14 protein-coding genes are annotated in these 16,984 nt (G+C 66.8%); 8 read left to right on the forward strand and 6 right to left on the reverse strand.

Annotation, left to right across the window (positions count from 1 at the left end):
* Positions 1-75 precede the first annotated feature (75 nt).
* Positions 76-723, forward strand: coding sequence for an HAD family hydrolase (locus JOF56_RS20195; protein WP_307855172.1), 648 nt, complete (start codon positions 76-78; stop codon positions 721-723).
* A 58-nt stretch (positions 724-781) separates the two neighbouring features.
* On the opposite strand, the gene rpmB is transcribed toward JOF56_RS20195, so the two are convergent.
* The gene (gene rpmB / locus JOF56_RS20200; protein WP_091672226.1) at positions 782-973 is read right to left on the reverse strand and encodes a 50S ribosomal protein L28; all 192 of its coding nucleotides are present in this window, start codon (positions 971-973) and stop codon (positions 782-784) included.
* 136 nt (positions 974-1,109) lie between these two features.
* On the opposite strand from rpmB, the gene JOF56_RS20205 reads away from it, so the two are divergent.
* Both JOF56_RS20205 and recG read left to right on the forward strand, forming a co-directional pair.
* Positions 1,110-2,777: a DAK2 domain-containing protein gene (locus JOF56_RS20205; RefSeq protein WP_372448052.1), complete on the forward strand. Its 1,668-nt coding sequence runs from the start codon at positions 1,110-1,112 to the stop codon at positions 2,775-2,777.
* Between the two features lie 46 nt (positions 2,778-2,823).
* Complete coding sequence (gene recG / locus JOF56_RS20210; protein WP_209640444.1) at positions 2,824-4,989, forward strand: ATP-dependent DNA helicase RecG; 2,166 nt, start codon at positions 2,824-2,826, stop codon at positions 4,987-4,989.
* Between the two features lie 39 nt (positions 4,990-5,028).
* Here the strand turns inward: recG and JOF56_RS20215 are convergent, their stop codons facing one another.
* A complete protein-coding gene (locus JOF56_RS20215) occupies positions 5,029-6,060 on the reverse strand; it encodes a coiled-coil domain-containing protein (RefSeq protein ID WP_209640447.1) in 1,032 nt (343 codons plus the stop codon).
* A gap of 289 nt (positions 6,061-6,349) precedes the next feature.
* On the opposite strand from JOF56_RS20215, the gene JOF56_RS20220 reads away from it, so the two are divergent.
* From JOF56_RS20220 to JOF56_RS20230, 3 genes are all read left to right on the forward strand, one after another.
* On the forward strand, positions 6,350-7,126 hold the full coding sequence (locus tag JOF56_RS20220; protein ID WP_209640450.1) for a response regulator transcription factor: 777 nt from the start codon (positions 6,350-6,352) through the stop codon (positions 7,124-7,126).
* 103 nt (positions 7,127-7,229) lie between these two features.
* The gene (locus JOF56_RS20225; RefSeq protein ID WP_209640453.1) at positions 7,230-10,607 is read left to right on the forward strand and encodes a pyruvate carboxylase; all 3,378 of its coding nucleotides are present in this window, start codon (positions 7,230-7,232) and stop codon (positions 10,605-10,607) included.
* Positions 10,607-11,386: an arginase family protein gene (locus tag JOF56_RS20230; protein WP_209640456.1), complete on the forward strand. Its 780-nt coding sequence runs from the start codon at positions 10,607-10,609 to the stop codon at positions 11,384-11,386. The genes JOF56_RS20225 and JOF56_RS20230 overlap by 1 nt, the downstream gene beginning before the upstream one ends.
* Here the strand turns inward: JOF56_RS20230 and JOF56_RS20235 are convergent.
* Positions 11,325-12,359: a BtrH N-terminal domain-containing protein gene (locus tag JOF56_RS20235; RefSeq protein WP_209640458.1), complete on the reverse strand. Its 1,035-nt coding sequence runs from the start codon at positions 12,357-12,359 to the stop codon at positions 11,325-11,327. The two genes, JOF56_RS20230 and JOF56_RS20235, sit on opposite strands and share 62 nt — an antisense overlap.
* A 213-nt stretch (positions 12,360-12,572) precedes the next feature.
* On the opposite strand from JOF56_RS20235, the gene JOF56_RS20240 reads away from it, so the two are divergent.
* Entirely contained in the window at positions 12,573-12,878 is a 306-nt protein-coding gene (locus JOF56_RS20240; RefSeq protein ID WP_209640461.1) for a DUF2087 domain-containing protein, read from the forward strand.
* Here JOF56_RS20240 and JOF56_RS20245 read toward each other — a convergent pair.
* The 3 genes from JOF56_RS20245 to JOF56_RS20255 form a co-directional block, all read right to left on the reverse strand.
* A complete protein-coding gene (locus tag JOF56_RS20245; RefSeq protein WP_209640464.1) occupies positions 12,875-13,156 on the reverse strand; it encodes a hypothetical protein in 282 nt (93 codons plus the stop codon). The two genes, JOF56_RS20240 and JOF56_RS20245, sit on opposite strands and share 4 nt — an antisense overlap.
* A 129-nt stretch (positions 13,157-13,285) precedes the next feature.
* Complete coding sequence (locus JOF56_RS20250) at positions 13,286-13,993, reverse strand: type I phosphoribosyltransferase (RefSeq protein ID WP_209640467.1); 708 nt, start codon at positions 13,991-13,993, stop codon at positions 13,286-13,288.
* Between the two features lie 22 nt (positions 13,994-14,015).
* Positions 14,016-16,103: a HelD family protein gene (locus JOF56_RS20255; protein ID WP_209648358.1), complete on the reverse strand. Its 2,088-nt coding sequence runs from the start codon at positions 16,101-16,103 to the stop codon at positions 14,016-14,018.
* Positions 16,104-16,256: 153 nt separating this feature from the next.
* Between JOF56_RS20255 and JOF56_RS20260 the strand changes: the two genes are divergently transcribed.
* Complete coding sequence (locus tag JOF56_RS20260; protein ID WP_209640470.1) at positions 16,257-16,979, forward strand: SDR family NAD(P)-dependent oxidoreductase; 723 nt, start codon at positions 16,257-16,259, stop codon at positions 16,977-16,979.
* Positions 16,980-16,984: the final 5 nt, after the last annotated feature.

Here is a 16,984-nt window from a genome sequence, read left to right on the forward strand (position 1 = left end):
GGAGTCCTGCGCGGTGGGTGTCTGTGCTGGTTGTGAGCTTCGGTCTGGTGGGCGTGAGCGGGCATACTGGGGCCAGTGGGGATCTGTGCGCTGATTTTTGACTTTGACGGCCTGCTGATGGATACCGAGAGCACGCAGTTGGCCAGTTGGCAGTATGAGTGGCGGCAGTTTGGGCTTGAGCTCGATGTGGCGGGATTCTTCGCTGATCACGGCGGGGATGTCAGTGGGCATCGGTATGCCGCGCTGGCTCAGGCGGTGGGGCCTGGGTATGACCAGATCGCGAGTCACGCCCGCAGGACTGCCTATCGGGATGAGCTGAACGCTGTCCTCAGGTTTCCGGCCGGCATCGAGAAGTGGCTTGGGCAGGCGGATGGGCTGAGGGTGGCGGTGGCGAGCAGCTCACCACGGTCCTGGGTACAGCCGTTGCTTCGGCAGTCTGGGTACCTGGACCGGTTTGAGGTGGTGGCGTGCGGGGATGAGGTGGCCGCGCCGAAGCCGGACCCAGCGGTGTACGAGCTTGCGTTGCGGCGTCTTGGGGTGCGGGCCGAGAAGGCGGTTGCGTTTGAGGACACGCCTCATGGCGTTGCCGCGGCCAAGGCGGCCGGGTTGAGGTGTGTGGCGATTCCCAACCCGTTTGCTGATCCTGGGCGGTTCGAGTCTGCGGATCTGGTGCTGGCCAGCGCCTCGGACCGAACGTTGCCGGAGATCGTCGGCCGGTGGTGAACACGAACCGGCCCGGGTGGTCGGGACCACCCGGGCCGGTTGGCGAAAACCTAGGACTTCAGCCCCGGACGACCTTGCCCGCCTTCAGGCAGGAGGTGCACACGTTCAGCCGCTTGCGCTGCGAGATGCCGATCTTGGCGTGCACGGTTTGGATGTTCGGGTTCCACCGACGGTTGGTACGCCGGTGGGAGTGGGAGACCGACTTGCCGAAGCCCGGCCCCTTACCGCAGACGTCGCACACAGCAGCCACGTCAGTGTCCTTTCCTCTGGGTTGCCGGCGGGATTCAGCCGACGAACAGTCCAGCCCGGGCCGGCCGGGCAACTACGACAGGGTAACCGGTGGCCTCCGGCGGTTACAAACCGGCCCCGTTCTCCGCCCTTGTGACGTGTTCCTGGTTACTCTCGCGCGAGCCGCCGAACCACGAGAGGAACCGACCGTGTTGCAGGCCCTGGACGCCGCCGCGATCCGCCGTTGGGCCGCGGTGTGTGTGCGGTCGTTGGACGCGCAACGCGATGCCATCGACGGTATCAACGTGTTCCCGGTGGCCGATGGTGACACTGGGTCCAATCTGCTCGGCACAATGCGCGCCGCGCTCGAGGCATTGCTCCGAGCTCCTGTTGATGAGCGGTCCGAGGTGGGCGCCGCGTTGACTGTGCTGGCCAAGGGGGCGTTGGCGGGCGCCCGCGGGAATTCGGGTGTGATTGTTTCGCAGATGCTCCGAGGGTTGGCCGAGGCATTGCGTGACATCGACCAGGCCGGGGCCGTCGACCTTGGAAAAGCGCTGGTCAGGGCGGCGGAGCTGGCGGCGGGCGCGGTTGCCGAGCCGCGAGCGGGCACGATGCTGACGGTCCTGACGGCTTCGGCTGCGGCCGCGCGGCGGGTCCGTTCAGGTGTGTTGCACGAGGTCACAGCGGCTGCGGCGCGTGCTGCGGGAGAGGCGCTGGTGTTGACGCCCCAGCAGCTCGACGTGCTGGCTGAGGCCGGTGTGGTGGACGCTGGTGGACGTGGGGTACTCGTGTTGCTGGAGTCCCTGGTCACGGTCGTGAACGAGCGAGACGAGCCGGTTGTGCCCTATTCGACGTCTGTGCAGTCGCCGGTCGCGGCCCGGGAGGCCGGGTCGGCCGAGTTCGGCTACGAGGTGATGTACCTGCTCGACTCGACGACCGACAAAGCTGCGATTGAACTGAGGGACAAGCTCGGACAACTCGGCGATTGCGTGTCGGTCGTGGGTGACGGCGCCGGGCTGTGGACGGTGCATGTGCACTGCAATGACATCGGTGCGGCGATCGAGGCAGGCGTTGAGACCGGGCGTCCGCATCGGATCATGGTCGCTCGGTTCGCCGACGCCGAGGGCGCGCCCACGCGCTTTGGGAGGGCTCGTGTCGTGGTCATCCCGGCCCGTGGCGCGGGCATAGCGGCACTGTTCCGGGGCGAGGGTGCGTTAGTGCTGGAGATCGGTCCCAACGACGAGCCGGACGTATGGGACCTGCTGAACCTGATCACATCGACAGGTGCGTCGCACGTCACAGTCCTGCCTGGTGACGAAGGCCTGGTGGGGATCGCCGATGAGGCTGCGACCAGGGCGGTCGCCGGCGGTCAGGACGTGGTGGTGATCCCGTGCGCATCGCCGGTGCAAGCGCTTGCGGCCTTGGCGGTGCACGACCCGGCGCGGCGTTCTGGCGACGACGTGGTGTCCATGGCCGAGGCGTCGGCAGCGACAAGGCGTGGCGAGCTCGTGGTGACCAGCCAGGACGCGATCACCTGGATCGGGCCATGTCAGGCCGGTGACCTGCTGGGATTCGCCGACGGTGACGTGATGCGGATCGAGCACGGTCCGGTCGACGCCGCCATGGTGATCCGTGGTGCGTGCGCGGTCGTGGACCGGATGCTGGGGGCAGGTGGCGAGCTGGTCACCGCCATGCTCGGCGCGGACGCCCCGGAACACCTGGCTGATGAGCTGGAGAAACACTTGCGGTCGGCGTACCCGGCGGCCGAGTTCGTGGCCTACCGCGGCGGCCAGCGCGACTCGGTGCTGATGCTCGGTGTGGAGTAAAGGTGTGCGGTAAAAGTGTCGGTGTGGCTCGATAGTCTGGGCCTCGATGAACGCGTTCGAGGAAAGCCTGCAGCCCGTTCTGGGCAAGAAGTCGGCCGACGCGTTGGCCGTCTCGCTGAGCCTGCACACCGTCGGCGACCTGCTGCGGCACTATCCGCGCCGGTATGTCGAGTTCGGTGAGCTGACCAGCATCGCCGGCCTGGAGATCGGCGAGCACGTCACCATCCAGGCCGAGATCCGCAAGGTCACCCAGCACCGGATGCGGTCGCGCTCGGGCACCCGGACCGAGGTCGTGATCACCGACGGGCAGCGCGAGCTGAGCATGGCGTTCTTCAACCAGCTCGGGAAGTACAAGGACAAGCTGAAGGTCGGCGCGCGCGGCTTCTTCGCCGGCAAGGTCGGCATGTTCAACAAGAAGCTGCAGCTGCAGAACCCGGACGCGCAGATCTTCGACGACGACGAGGACGGCTCGCTGCGCAAGATGATGCCGGTCTACCCGGCCGCGCAGAAGCTGCCGACCTGGAAGATCGCCAACTGTGTGAAGCAGTTGCTGTCGGTGTGGGAGGGCGCTGAGGACCCGCTGCCGCCGGAACTGGTCAACGGCCGCGGCATGCTCAGCCTGGAGGCGTCCCTGCGCGCGATCCACAATCCGGGGGGCTGGGACCAGATCGGCGCGGCGCGCAAAAGGCTGAAATGGGACGAGGCGATCGCGGTTCAGCTGGTGCTCGCCCAGCGTCGGAGCGCCTCCGCTGCGCGGCCTGCTCCGGCTTGCCCGCGTAAATCCGGTGGAATTCTCGATGCTTTCGACCAGCGCCTGCCTTTCCAGCTGACGGCCGGGCAACAGGAAGTGGGTGCTGCGGTCGCGGATGATTTGTCCGGGCAGCATCCGATGAACAGGCTGCTGCAGGGTGAGGTCGGTAGCGGAAAGACAATTGTGGCACTGCGTGCGATGCTGCAGGTTGTCGATTCTGGCCGGCAGGCCGCGATGCTTGCCCCCACTGAGGTGCTGGCCGCTCAGCATGCGCGTTCTTTGCAGGAAATGCTGGGCGACTTGGCGATGGCGGGTGAACTGGGGGCGGCCGAGCAGGCGACTCGGCTGACTTTGCTGACCGGTTCTTTGCCCGCGGCAGCGCGTAAACAGGCTTTGCTTGACGCTGCTTCTGGTGCGGCCGGGATTGTGGTGGGCACGCACGCGTTGATTCAGGACAAGGTTTCTTTCGCCGACCTGGGTTTTGTGGTCGTGGACGAACAGCACAGGTTTGGTGTGGAGCAACGGGATGCTTTGCGGACCCGGGCCGCTGACGGATCGAGTCCGCATGTTCTGGTGATGACCGCGACTCCTATTCCGCGGACTGTGGCGATGACGGTTTACGGTGATCTGGAGGTTTCCGCGCTTCGGGAACTGCCACAGGGGCGGTCGCCGATCGCCACGAACGTGGTTCCTGTCGCCGAGAAGCCGCAGTGGCTTGACCGGGTCTGGCAGCGTGTCCGGGAAGAGGTCGCGAACGGGCATCAGGCCTATGTGGTGTGTCCCCGGATCGGCGAGGCGGGTGCTGAGGACGGGGATGAGCCGCCGCCCGAAGACGACAACGGGCGCCGTCCCCCGGTCGCGGTTGAGGAAGTCGCGCCTTTGCTGGCAGCCGGTCCTTTGTCCGGGCTTCGTATTGCCGTTCTGCACGGGAAAATGCCGGCTGACGAGAAAGACCTGACCATGCGAGCCTTCGCTGCCGGTGAGGTTGATGTTCTGGTCGCCACGACAGTTGTCGAGGTCGGTGTCAACGTTCCCAACGCGACCGCGATGGTGATCATGGATGCCGACCGATTCGGCGTCAGTCAGCTTCACCAGTTGCGAGGACGTGTGGGGCGAGGCAGCGCGCCTGGATTGTGTTTGCTGGTGAGTGAGGCTCTGGAAGGAACCACCACCCGGGAGCGGCTCGACGCCGTGGCTTCTACTCTGGACGGATTCGAGCTGGCTCAGCTTGATCTGGAGATCCGGCGTGAGGGGGACATTCTCGGTGCTACTCAGTCCGGGCGGCGCTCACAGTTGAAGATGCTTTCCCTGCTCCGGGATACTGATGTCATCGAGAGCGCGCGGGATGAGGCCCGGCGGTTGGTGGAAGAAGATCCCCAGCTTTCCCAGTACCCGGGACTGGCTTTGATGGCCGCCACTTTGGTCGATTCCGAGCGGGCCGAGTATTTGCAGAAGGCGTAGTTTCTGTGGCTGGAATCCAGCCACAGAAACGCCGGGAAACTAAGCCGATTCGGCTGCGTCGAAGTGCCGGATGGCTTCCTTGACAGCCGCATTGGTGGCGGCCAGCCGCTCGGCGACCTGGTTGCGCAACTCGATCAGCCGCTTGGTGGCGGCGTCGGCCTCGGTCTGCTTCTGCTCGGCGTTGGTGAGGATCTCGGTGGCGATTTCCTCGGCGTCGCCCTTCGTCTGAGCGGCCACCATCTCGGCCTTGGCCTGCTGAGCCGCGATGGCGGAGTGCGATGCCTGCTCCAACGAGACCCGCTTGGCCTCGGCGTCCGCGTCTCGCTTGGCACGCTCGCCTGCCGACTTCTCCTCCAGCGCGGCCGCCGAGTCCTTGGCGTCGGAGAGGATCTTGGCGGCCTGGCCGCGGGCCTCGGTCATCAGCTGGGTGTGTTCGGCGGTCAGCTTCGTGCGGAGCTGGTCGTACTCGGCGTCGAGCTCGTCGTGGTGTTTGGTGTACTTCTCTTCCAGCTCCGCCCGGCGGCGGTCCAGCTCGGCGATCCGGTTCTCATGGGCCGTCTGGAGCTCGGTCGCGAGCTGATCGGCCTTCTGTGTCAAGTCGGCCAGGTACGCGTCGGCTTTCGCACGGGTCTTGGCGCCGTACTTGTCGGCGTCCTCACGGATGCTGATCGCGTACTTGTCCGCGGCGAAGCGGGTGTCTGTCGAGTACTTGTCCGCGTCGGCCTTGAGGGCCGCGACGCCTTCCTCGGCTGTGCGCCTGAGGTCGGTGACCTCCTCGTCGGCGAGGCGCATCATCTCGCGGACGCGTTCGGTCATGGCCGTGGCGCTGCTGGGGTTGGTCGCCATGCGTTCAAGGCGTGCCTTGGTGTCGCTGAGTTCCTGCTGCGCGTAGTTGAGTGCCTTGGTCAGCTCGGCGACCTGGGCGACTGCCTCGTCGCGGCTCTTGGCCGCGTTCTTGAGGTCGTAGCCGAGCCGGGTGACCCGCTCGTTGACCTGCCGCTGGTTGTACCCGCGCAGGACGATGTCGAAGTGGGCGGACTGGTTCTTCTGCGACTCGTCGGCGACAGCCATTCCACCACTTTAGTGAATCGCCCGATCGCGCAACCTGTGAGGTACGCCGTACATATGGTGGAGGAGTGGCAGCGACCTTGTCGGCCGGTCGAGTCACGGGCTCTCACCACATCGAGGGTGCGGCGTGCTCCCTGTGATACCGGCCGAACCGGTGAATTAGCCTTATGGTTCAGACCCGTGCGCTGGGTGTGATTTACCCTGTGTCCACACCCTGCGACGTGGCGGGAAGTTGGGCCGCACCATGTCGGACACCCGGCACACTGTCGTCCTGCGATGTGTGGACGGCTTGTTGAGAGATGCGCTCGCGAACTGGATAGCGTCGCTACCTGGATACCTCGTGGCGGGCGCGGCGGCGACCGGGGACGGTCTGCTGCGGCTGTGCGTGTTGCGTTCGCCTGACATGGCGGTGGTCGAGCTGCGCTCGGCCGACCAGGATGAGCTCGAGTTCGTCAGCAAGTTACGCACGACACGGTGCGCACCACACATAGTCGGCCTGCACCGGGCTTTGGACGCGCGAAGCCTCTCATTCCTGCATCACGCGGGCGTGCATCGCCTGGTCAGCACCAGATTCGGCGTCACCGGCCTGCGTGACGCGCTTCGCGAGGCCGAAGAGGGGCTGCATCCGGCCGCGCCGGGACACGGCCTGAGCGTGCGGGAGCTGGAGATCCTTGCGTTGATCTGTGCGGGCTGTTCGGCCATGGAGATCGCGGGTGAGCTGGGGATCAGTCCACACACAGTCACCAACCACAAACGCCACATCTTCAGCAAGCTCGACGTGCAGAGCCGGACCCAGGCCACCGCCGAGGTCGGCCGGCTGGGCATGTCGCTGCCGGGCCCGCTGCGGCGTCCAACCGGTGACGCGCCCCGGAACCTGACCAAGCGGGAGCGCGACATTCTGGACTCGATCGCGCGCGGTGAATCGGTCCGGCAGACCGCACAGGCACTCGGCATCGCGATCAAGACCGTACAAAGCGAACAGCGGCAGCTTTTCTCCAAGCTCAGCGCCAGAAACCGGCCGCAGGCGCTGACCAACGCACGCGGCTACGGCCTGGTCGATTCCAACTGATGGACGCCCGCGCATGACATCGATCACCCGGGACCGTGCTGACAGGCCTCGCGACCGGTAGCGTTTCCCGGACGTCCCTGAGCGACCAGGAGGTATCCGGGCCATGTTCCGAAAGGTACTCGTCGCCAACCGCGGCGAGATCGCCATCAGGGCGTTCCGTGCCGGCTACGAGCTCGGCGCCGGAACGGTCGCCGTCTTTCCTTACGAGGACCGCAATTCGTTGCACCGTCTGAAGGCCGACGAGTCGTACCAGATCGGTACGCCGGGCCATCCGGTACGCGCGTACTTGTCGGTGGACGAGATCGTGAAGGCCGCCCGCCGTTCCGGCGCGGACGCGGTGTATCCCGGTTACGGCTTCCTGTCGGAAAATCCCGACCTGGCACGGGCCTGCGCGGAAGCCGGAATCACCTTCGTCGGCCCGACCACCGAGGTGCTCGAGCTGACCGGGAACAAGGCCAGGGCGGTCGCCGCGGCCAAGGCCGCCGGGCTGCCGGTACTGCAGTCCTCGGCCCCATCGTCCGATGTGGACGAGCTGGTCGCGGCCTCGGAGCAGATCGGTTTCCCGGTGTTCGTCAAGGCCGTCGCCGGTGGTGGTGGTCGCGGTATGCGTCGCGTGGAGCAGTCCTCCGCGCTGCGTGAGTCGATCGAAGCGGCCATGCGTGAGGCCGAGTCGGCATTCGGCGACCCGACGGTGTTCCTCGAGCAGGCTGTGGTCGACCCTCGGCACATCGAGGTCCAGATCCTCGCCGACGGCACCGGCGAGGTGATGCACCTGTTCGAGCGGGATTGCTCGATGCAACGCCGGCACCAGAAGGTGATTGAACTCGCACCCGCACCGAATCTCTCCGAGGAATTGCGTGAGCGCATTTGCGGTGACGCGGTCAAATTCGCCAAGCACATCGGGTACCGCAACGCGGGCACGGTCGAGTTCCTGCTCGACCCGGCCGGCAAGCACGTCTTCATCGAGATGAACCCACGCATCCAGGTCGAGCACACGGTCACCGAAGAGGTGACCGATGTGGACCTGGTCCAGTCGCAGCTACGGATCGCCTCCGGCGAGACGCTCGCCGACCTCGGGCTGAGCCAGGACACCGTACGGCTGCGCGGGTTCGCGATGCAGTGCCGGATCACCACCGAGGATCCGGCCAACGGCTTCCGGCCGGACATCGGCATGATCAGCGCCTACCGGTCGCCGGGTGGCGCGGGCATCCGGCTGGACGGCGGCACGGCCTTCGCCGGGACCGAGATCAGCGCGCACTTCGACTCCATGCTGGTCAAGCTGACCTGCCGGGGCCGGGACCTGGCCACCGCGGTCGGCCGGGCGAGGCGGGCGGTGGCGGAGTTCCGGATCCGCGGTGTCGCCACGAACATCCCGTTCCTGCAGGCCGTGCTGGACGACCCGGACTTCCGGGCCGGCCGGATCACCACGAGCTTCATCGAACAGCGTCCGTACCTGCTGACGGCGCGCTCGTCGGCGGACCGCGGCACGAAGCTGTTGTCCTACCTCGCGGACGTCACGGTCAACAAGCCGCACGGTGAGCGCCCGAAGTTCGTCGACCCGGTGGAGAAACTGCCGGACATCGAACTCAACGGCGAGCCGCCGGCCGGATCGAAGCAGAAGCTCACCGAGCTGGGCCCGGAGGGCTTCGCACGGTGGCTGCGGGAAGCAAAGCTGGTCGGTGTCACCGATACGACCTTCCGCGACGCACATCAATCGCTGCTGGCGACCCGAGTGCGCTCGAAGGACCTGCTCGCGATTGCACCGTACGTAGCGCAGACAATGCCTGAATTGCTCTCGGTCGAATGCTGGGGCGGTGCCACGTATGACGTCGCATTGCGCTTCCTGGCCGAGGACCCCTGGGAGCGATTGGCCAAATTGCGTGCCGCAATACCCAACATTTGCCTGCAGATGCTCCTGCGCGGCCGCAACACCGTCGGCTACACACCGTATCCGGAGGCCGTGACGCAGGCGTTCGTCCAGGAGGCGACCAAGACCGGCGTGGACATCTTCCGGATCTTCGACGCGCTCAACGACGTCGAGCAGATGCGGCCGGCGATCGAGGCGGTCCGGGAGACCGGCACGGCCGTCGCCGAGGTCTCGCTGTGCTACACCTCGGACCTGTCCGACCCGGGCGAGCAGCTGTACACACTGGACTACTACCTCAAGCTGGCCGAGCAGATCGTCGGTGCGGGTGCGCACATCCTGGCGGTCAAGGACATGGCCGGCCTGCTGCGCCCGCCCGCGGCCGCGAAGCTGATCACCGCGCTGCGCAAGGAGTTCGACCTCCCGGTCCACCTGCACACGCACGACACCGCAGGCGGCCAGCTCGCGACGTACCTGGCCGCCATCCAGTCCGGTGTGGACGCGGTGGACGGCGCGGCGGCGTCGATGTCGGGCACGACCTCGCAGCCGTCACTCTCGGCGATCGTGGCCGCGACCGACCACAGCGAGCGGGAGACCGGGCTCAGCCTGCAGGCAGTGTCCGACATGGAGCCCTACTGGGAGATCGTCCGGCGGGTGTACTACCCGTTCGAGGCCGGGCTGCCCGGCCCGACCGGCCGCGTCTACCTGCACGAGATCCCCGGCGGCCAGCTCTCCAACCTGCGGACCCAGGCCAAGGCGCTCGGGCTGGGCGACCGGTTCGAGGACATCGAGACGATGTACGCGGCCGCCGACCGGATGCTCGGCCACCTGATCAAGGTCACGCCGTCGTCGAAGGTCGTCGGCGATCTGGCCCTGCACCTGGTCGGGGCGGGCGTGGACCCCAAGGAGTTCGAGGCCGACCCGGGCCGCTTCGACATCCCGGACTCGGTGATCGGCTTCCTGCACGGCGAGCTCGGCGACCCGGCCGGTGGCTGGCCGGAACCGTTCCGTACCAAGGCTTTGCGCGGACGGGCGGCGCCCAAGGGCATCACCGAGCTCACCGATGAGGACAAGCAGGCGCTGGAGCAGAACCCACGCGGCACCCTCAACCGGCTGCTGTTCCCCGGGCCCACCAAGGAGTTCCTCGCTCACCGTGAGCAGTACGGCGACACATCCGTACTGGCGAGCAAGGACTTCTTCTACGGCCTGCGACCGGCGGTGGAGTACCCCGTCGACCTTGAGCAGGGCGTCCGGCTGCTGATCGAACTGGAGGCCGTCGGCGAGGCCGACGACCGCGGCATGCGGACCGTGATGGCCACGCTCAACGGCCAGTTGCGGCCGATTCCCGTACGGGACCGGTCGATCGCGTCCAACCTCCCAGTCGCGGAGAAGGCCGAGAAGGGCAACGCCAACCACGTCCCGGCCCCGTTCGCAGGCGTGGTCACGCTTGCCGTCGCCGAGGGCGACGAGGTCGAAGCCGGTGCGACCGTCGCCACGATCGAGGCCATGAAGATGGAGGCCGCGATCACCGCGGCCAAGTCCGGTCGTGTGCAGCGGCTCGCGATCGGGTCCGTACAGCAGGTGGAAGGCGGCGACCTGCTGCTAGTGCTGTCCTGATGCGGATACACGCCGTTCCACAACGGCAGGGCGCCGTTGTGGAACGGGCCAGGACACTCCCTGCCGGCTGTCTGGAGTTGAGCCGGCTGGCCGGCGATATCGCCTATGTGCGGCCTTATGTCGTGCCGGTGTCACGGGAGGACTCGCCGACTGTTGATGGCGTGGCCAATCGGGCTGTGTTGATCGCCAATCGGACCGCGCAGCTGGCGGCTTTGGAGGCGCCTGAAGGGCCTGTGCTGACGATTGGCGGCGACTGTGGTTCGGATGTCGCGCCGATCGGGGTCGCTCGCTTCCGGTACGGCGAAGGTCTTGGGGTGATGTGGTTCGACGCGCATCCCGACCTGAACACGCCCTCGACTTCGCCTTCGGGGGCGTTTCACGGGATGGCTCTGCGGGCTCTGCTCGGGGAAGGTGATCCTGAGTTCGCGGCGAGTCCGGCTGTGGGCAACGCCGTTCTGGTCGGTGCGCGGTCGATCGATCCGGGAGAGCAGGCCGCCATCGACCGTGGGCTCGTTGCCCGGGAAGGGGTTCCCGGAGACCGTGTTTATCTGCATATCGACTTGGATGTGCTGGACCCGGCCGAGTTCAGTGGCGCGACCTTTCCTGAGCCGGGTGGGCTGAGTATCGACGCAGTGGCCGCCGCGATCGATGCGCTCCCAGTGCCGGTGGTGGGCGCCGGGATCACCGAGTGCAGCACCACCGACCGGGCCGAAATCCTTAAGCTGGCGCCGATTCTGGAAGCTGTGACAACAGCTCTGCAGCGTGGCGTTCCAAGTTGAGGCACTCGTCGACAATGTTCGCCATGGCGGGGTAGTCGTGCGAGGTCCTGGCGAGTGTGGCCAGCTCGGACCACTTGGCGCCGGACTCCCGGAAGATCCTCGCCGGTTCGGGCATGCCCGCTTCGGTCAGGAACTCGGCATACAGCGGACGGGTGGCGCCGGGCGCGGTGTACTCCAGCTCAAGGCATTCGTAGAGCCGTTTGGTGCCGTGATCGGTGTCGCCGAACCGCTTGGCCCAGCCGGTTTTCGTCTTGCCGTCGCGTAGCTGGGTGGCGAGCTTGGCCATCCCGGAGAACCCGAAGTTCACGTCGAAGTTGTTGCCCAGGACAGGACCGGTCAGATGCGCGACGGTCGTGGAGACCGCATCCTTGATCGCGGCCGGTAGATCGACCGGTCCGGCCTCGCCGACGACGATCGCGTGATGTTTCCCTTTGGGGTAGGCAGACCACGCCTTGTTGAAGTCCTCAATGGACATCTGGTGCTGTTTGACGTCCACAAGCGACACAGTGTCGTCGTCGATGCCGGTGACCAGAACGGTGTACGGGTCGTAGCCCGCCCAGGGCGACGTCTCGTGCCACGGCAACGCGCTGCGGTCCACTTGGGCGAATGCCAGTTTCCCGCGCAGCTTCTTGATCCCCGCTTCGGCTTTGCCGCTGTGCTGCTCGGTGAACGACACGTTCAGCCGGTTGAGCACGGCCGGGATCCACGGATCGGGGTGGTGCTGGGCGACAATCGTCATCAGCGGATGCATGCCCTTGTACTCGAAGACCGCGTACATGAACCCGATCCCACCGGCCAGGCCGGTGATCATCGCCTCGCTGTAGCCGTCCTCCAGCGCGCTCGCCACCAGTGTGGACACCCTGTGCCGCGGCTTCGCCCGGCCGGTGATCCGCATACGGGCGGTGGTGTAGCTCTCGCCGGTGGCCGCCATCCGGTCCCGCACCAGCTTCTTGAGCTTCTTGTGCTCGGTCATCGCTCTCCCAGGACAGCCTTCCGCTGCTGTACCCCACGCCCGCACCGGTACTGTCCGTCGTTCGCGATCCGGCTCCGCTCACTCGCGATGACATGAGCGCCACCTTTGCCTCCGCACCGCCAGGCGGCGTGGGCGCCCGGTCAGGAGGTCCGGCCCGCGAGCGAGCCGCCCCGACTATAACCGTTTGTGGCAAGGCCCGGCAGGACGTTATCAATGCCCATGCCCGACACTCAGGTGGAAAAGGTGTTCCGGACGTTCATCCAGGACGGTCACCTCACCCGCTTCCCAGCCAAACGCGCCCGCAGACGCATCCTGCTCGAACACATCGCGTCCTCATTCGAGCCCGGCCGCCGTTTCCCCGAGAAGGAAGTCGACGTCGTCCTACGCGCCTGGTGCGCCGGCAGCGAAACCGACCACGTGACCCTCCGCCGCTACCTCATCGACGAAGAACTCCTCAGCCGCTCCGACGGCGAATACTGGCGCACCGGCGGCTGGGTGGACCTGGCACCTTCGGTCTAGTCGTACGGATCACGCAACGGCGTGCGGCCAAGCCGCTTGACCACTTCGAGAGCGCGGTCACGCGCACCGCCCGCCGCGACGTAACGCTGTGTCCGGCCGTGTCCTAGCGGTTCCACGAAACCAAAACGGCGCAATGCCTGGATGTCGCGGACGGCTTGGTCCCGGGTCAGGCCCTCATCCTGCTGGTAGGTCGTGCGCCGCAACTGCCCGACTGCGGCGGCGTACAACGCGGAGACGACACGCTCGTCCATGCCAGTGCCGGACACGATCTCAGCCACTTCGTGCCACGTCTGAGCGGCCCGACCGAGTCGCCGCTGAACGAGTTGGGCCTGCATGTGATGCGCGCGCAGGCAGAACCGGATCCATGTGTGGGTGCTCCTGCCCGGCTCCTCGTAGCATGGAAGCAATCAGACGTGGGCGATGTAGTCGTAGTTGCCGGGGCCGGCGGTGGCTTCGAGGGTTCGGACGACGGATTGTGGGTTGTCGTAGGGGCCGGAGACGTAGAACGGCTTGCCGTCGCGGCCGAAACGGATGGGTGTGAGGGTGGCTGGGGTGCCGAGGTGCGGGGCTGTGTCGGTGAAGTCGGGGTGGGGCTCGAAGCCGAGGTCGCGAGCGTAGGCCGCGGCGCCGTGGACCAGGTTCTGGGCGAGGTCGATGGGGATGGTGACGGGTGGCTCCGAGTGGCCGCTGAAGAATTTGCGGCGGAAGTCGTCGACTGCGCTCGACGGCATGGACACCGGGCCGATGGCGTTCTTGACGCCGAGGCAATACACGTCGAGCAGGAAGCCGCAGACGGTGGCGCGGCTGCCGCGTTCCTGGCGGGCCATCAGGATCGCGGCGAGGCCGCCGGTGCCGGGCTCTGGGTCCGTGAGAGGGTCGGCCGCGGCCCATTCGGGGGCGTCGTCCAAGCCGAGGCCGGTGCTCCAGCCCTGATTGATCCAGCAGCCGAGCAGGGCGCGGTCGGCGGGATCGGCCTTCGACTGCGCCAGGGCCGCGGCCTGGCGGATCAGGGGAGTGACCTCGGCTGGACGCAATCCGAGTGCTTTGGCGATCTGCTTGGGCGCATTGCCCCGCTCACGCATTTCCCGTACTTGGGCCAGGAGATCGTCGTTCACTCGGTGCATTGTGCCGTGGGTGTCAGGAAGGCCAGGACGGGTCGGTGGTGAGCACGGTCAGGCGCTGGGTGGCGCGGGTGAGGGCGACGTAGAGGGCGCGGGGGCCGGTCATCGATTCGGTGACCATCTCGGTGGGCTCGACGAGGACAACCGCGTCGTACTCGAGGCCTTTGGCCTCGATCGCGTCGACGATTTTCAGCCGGTCGTCGTCCATGCCGGACATCCAGGAGTGGACCTTGGCGATGCTGGTCATCGAGCCGATGATGCCTACTGTGCCGTCGACCTGGTCGAGCAGTTCGCGGGCCGCGTCGCGCACGGCACCGGGCAGGGAGGCTTCGGCGACCAGTTCGACCGAGGGTTCGATGCCTGTGTCGCGCACTGCCCGGGGCAATTCGTCGTCGGTGGCGACTTTGCCGCGGACCACTTTCGCCGCCAGGTTGAAGATCTCGGCTGAGTTCCGGTAATTCGTGCGCAGGGTGAATCGGCGCCGGGTGGTTCGTTTGCCCAGGGCCGTGTCGCGGGCCTGGGTTGCCTCGGCAACGTCCGGCCAGGTGCTTTGGACCGGGTCGCCGACGAGGGTCCAGCTCGCGTACTGGCCGCGGCGCGCGATCATGCGCCACTGCATGGGGGAGAGGTCCTGGGATTCGTCGACCACGATGTGCGAGTAGTCCTCGTAGTTCTCGGGGCGACGGCGGCCTGGCTCGTGTTCCTCTTCGACCGCGCGACGGTTGCGGCGCCTGGGAGGCGGGCCGATCAGGGTACGCAACTCGTCGAGCAGGGCGACGTCGGCGACCGACCAGTCGTCTGTCCGCCATGAGGCCGCGAGCTGGTCGAGTTCACGCGCTGACAACGTCGATCCCGCGGCGCGGGCGAGGCGGGCGCGGTCGCCGAGCGAGCGCAGCACCGAGGCCGGCGACAGCACCGGCCAGAACACGACGACGAACCGGTGGAAGTCGATCCGCTCGCCGAGGTCGATCAGCAGGTCCTTCTTCTTGACGTGGTAGCCCTCGTAGGACTCCGCTTTGCGCCACAAAGCCTCGAGCAATGCCTCGGCCGCGTCCACGCGGGACCGGTTGGGCAGCCGGCCCAGGCTGTGCACCTGGCGGCGGACTTTCACCAGCTCCTGCTCGTTGAGCTTGAGCACTTCGCCCTGATAGGTGATCCGCATTTCGGTCGGTGCGTCCGGGGGCGTGTCTCGGAGCGCTTTCTTCAACACTCGGCGCATCCTCAGTGAACCCTTGATTGCCGCGATCGGAGCAGGGTCGATGCGCGTGGCTTCGATGCCGTCGAGCAATCCGCCCAATGAGCGCAATTCGACGCTGTCCTCACCCATCGACGGCAGGACGCGGGAGATGTATGAGGTGAATGCGGTGGACGGTCCGAGCACCAGGACACCCGCGCTGCCCAGTCGCTTGCGGTCGCGGTACAGCAGGTACGCGACGCGGTGCAGGGCCACGGCGGTCTTGCCGGTGCCCGGGCCGCCGGTGATCTCGGTGACCCCGCGCCACGGTGCGCGGATTGCCTCGTCCTGCTCCTTCTGGATTGTCGCGACAATGTCGCGCATTGCGTCGCCGCGGGCTCGGTTCAATGTCGCCATCAGCGCGCCCTCGCCGACGACCTGCATGCTCTCCGGCTGCGCGTCGGGCATCAGCAGGTCGTCGTCGATCTCCACGACCTGCTGGCCGGTCGACCGGATCACCCGCCGCCGCACCACGTCCATCGGCTGTTCGGCCGTGGCCTGGTAGAAGGCCGCGGCCGCCGGGGCGCGCCAGTCGGTGACCAGGTTCTCGAACTCGGCGTCCCGGATGCCGAGCCGGCCGACGTACAGCACCTCGCCGGTCTTGTCGTCCAGGCGGCCGAACACCAGGCCTTCGTGCTCCGAGTCGAGCGTCTGCAGGATCCGGTTGGCGTACCGGACCATCACGTCGCGCTCGTAGAGCATCGACGCCTGCTCGAAAACAGCTTCCCGGCCGGCCCCGTGCGCGAGCCGGTCACCGCGATCGCGCATCTCTGCCGCCTCGACCCGCATGTCGGCCAGCCGCGCGTAGACAACGTCTACATGCTTCTGCTCGATCGCGATCTCGGCCTGTCGGACTGCGGCTTGCGACACCCACGACCCCCGGTGCTCGAAATGGGACGGAAGAGCCACATTACGCTCTCTCAGCGGTTGACAAACCAGTTGTCCAGTGGATGTTGGTCCAGATCACTTTCCACGGATGTGAAAGCTTGACCAAATCCACCGCCTCGCCAAGATTATGCCCCTATGACCTTGACTGCTGTTGTCACTGGCGGAGGGACCGGCATCGGCCGCGCGATTGCTGCGCAGCTGGTCAGCGACGGTGTAAGCGTGGTGATCACCGGCCGGAGGCCGGACGTGCTCGCCACAACCGCCGCGGAGATCGGCGCCAAGTACGTGACTTTCGACGCGACCGACCCCGCTGCGGTCCAAGCGGCCCTCGACGAACTGCCCGCGACCGTGGACATCCTTGTGAACAACGCCGGCGCGAACATGGCGCGCCAGGGCCTGGCCGCGACCGCGGGCGACCTGGCGGCGTTGAAGAAGCTCTGGCTCGGCGACTACGAGTCGAACGTGATCTCGACTGTCCTGGTGACCGAGGCGTTGCTGCCCCGGCTGGCCGAGAACGGCCGGATCATCAGCATCGGCTCCATCGCGGGCGTGCGCGGCAGCGGCTCGTACGGGCCCGCCAAAGCCGCGATCGTGACCTGGAACGTGGAACTGGCCAAGAAACTGGCCGGCCGTGCGACGGCGAACGTCGTGGCACCGGGCATGACCGTGGAGACCGATTTCTTCAACAACACCCTCAGCGACGAACGCCGCGACCAGCTGATCAAGGAGATCCCGTCGGGAAAGCCCGGCGTGCCCTCCGACGTGGCCGCGGCCGTGTCCTACCTGGCCTCACCCGGCGCCCGGCACGTCACCGGTCAGGTGCTGCACGTCAACGGAGGCGGCCACAACGGCCGGTGAGATCA

Origin of the sequence: Kibdelosporangium banguiense, from assembly GCF_017876405.1 — a bacterium.
GTDB classification, from domain to species: Bacteria; Actinomycetota; Actinomycetes; order Mycobacteriales; family Pseudonocardiaceae; genus Kibdelosporangium; species Kibdelosporangium banguiense.

Coding starts and splice junctions, on each gene's coding strand:
- recG (WP_209640444.1), top strand. CDS start 2,824: ATGAACGCGTTCGAGGAAAGCCTGCAGCCCGTTCTGGGCAAGAAGTCG.
- JOF56_RS20215 (WP_209640447.1), bottom strand. CDS start 6,060: ATGGCTGTCGCCGACGAGTCGCAGAAGAACCAGTCCGCCCACTTCGAC.
- JOF56_RS20225 (WP_209640453.1), top strand. CDS start 7,230: ATGTTCCGAAAGGTACTCGTCGCCAACCGCGGCGAGATCGCCATCAGG.
- JOF56_RS20230 (WP_209640456.1), top strand. CDS start 10,607: ATGCGGATACACGCCGTTCCACAACGGCAGGGCGCCGTTGTGGAACGG.
- JOF56_RS20235 (WP_209640458.1), bottom strand. CDS start 12,359: ATGACCGAGCACAAGAAGCTCAAGAAGCTGGTGCGGGACCGGATGGCG.
- JOF56_RS20240 (WP_209640461.1), top strand. CDS start 12,573: ATGCCCATGCCCGACACTCAGGTGGAAAAGGTGTTCCGGACGTTCATC.
- JOF56_RS20260 (WP_209640470.1), top strand. CDS start 16,257: ATGACCTTGACTGCTGTTGTCACTGGCGGAGGGACCGGCATCGGCCGC.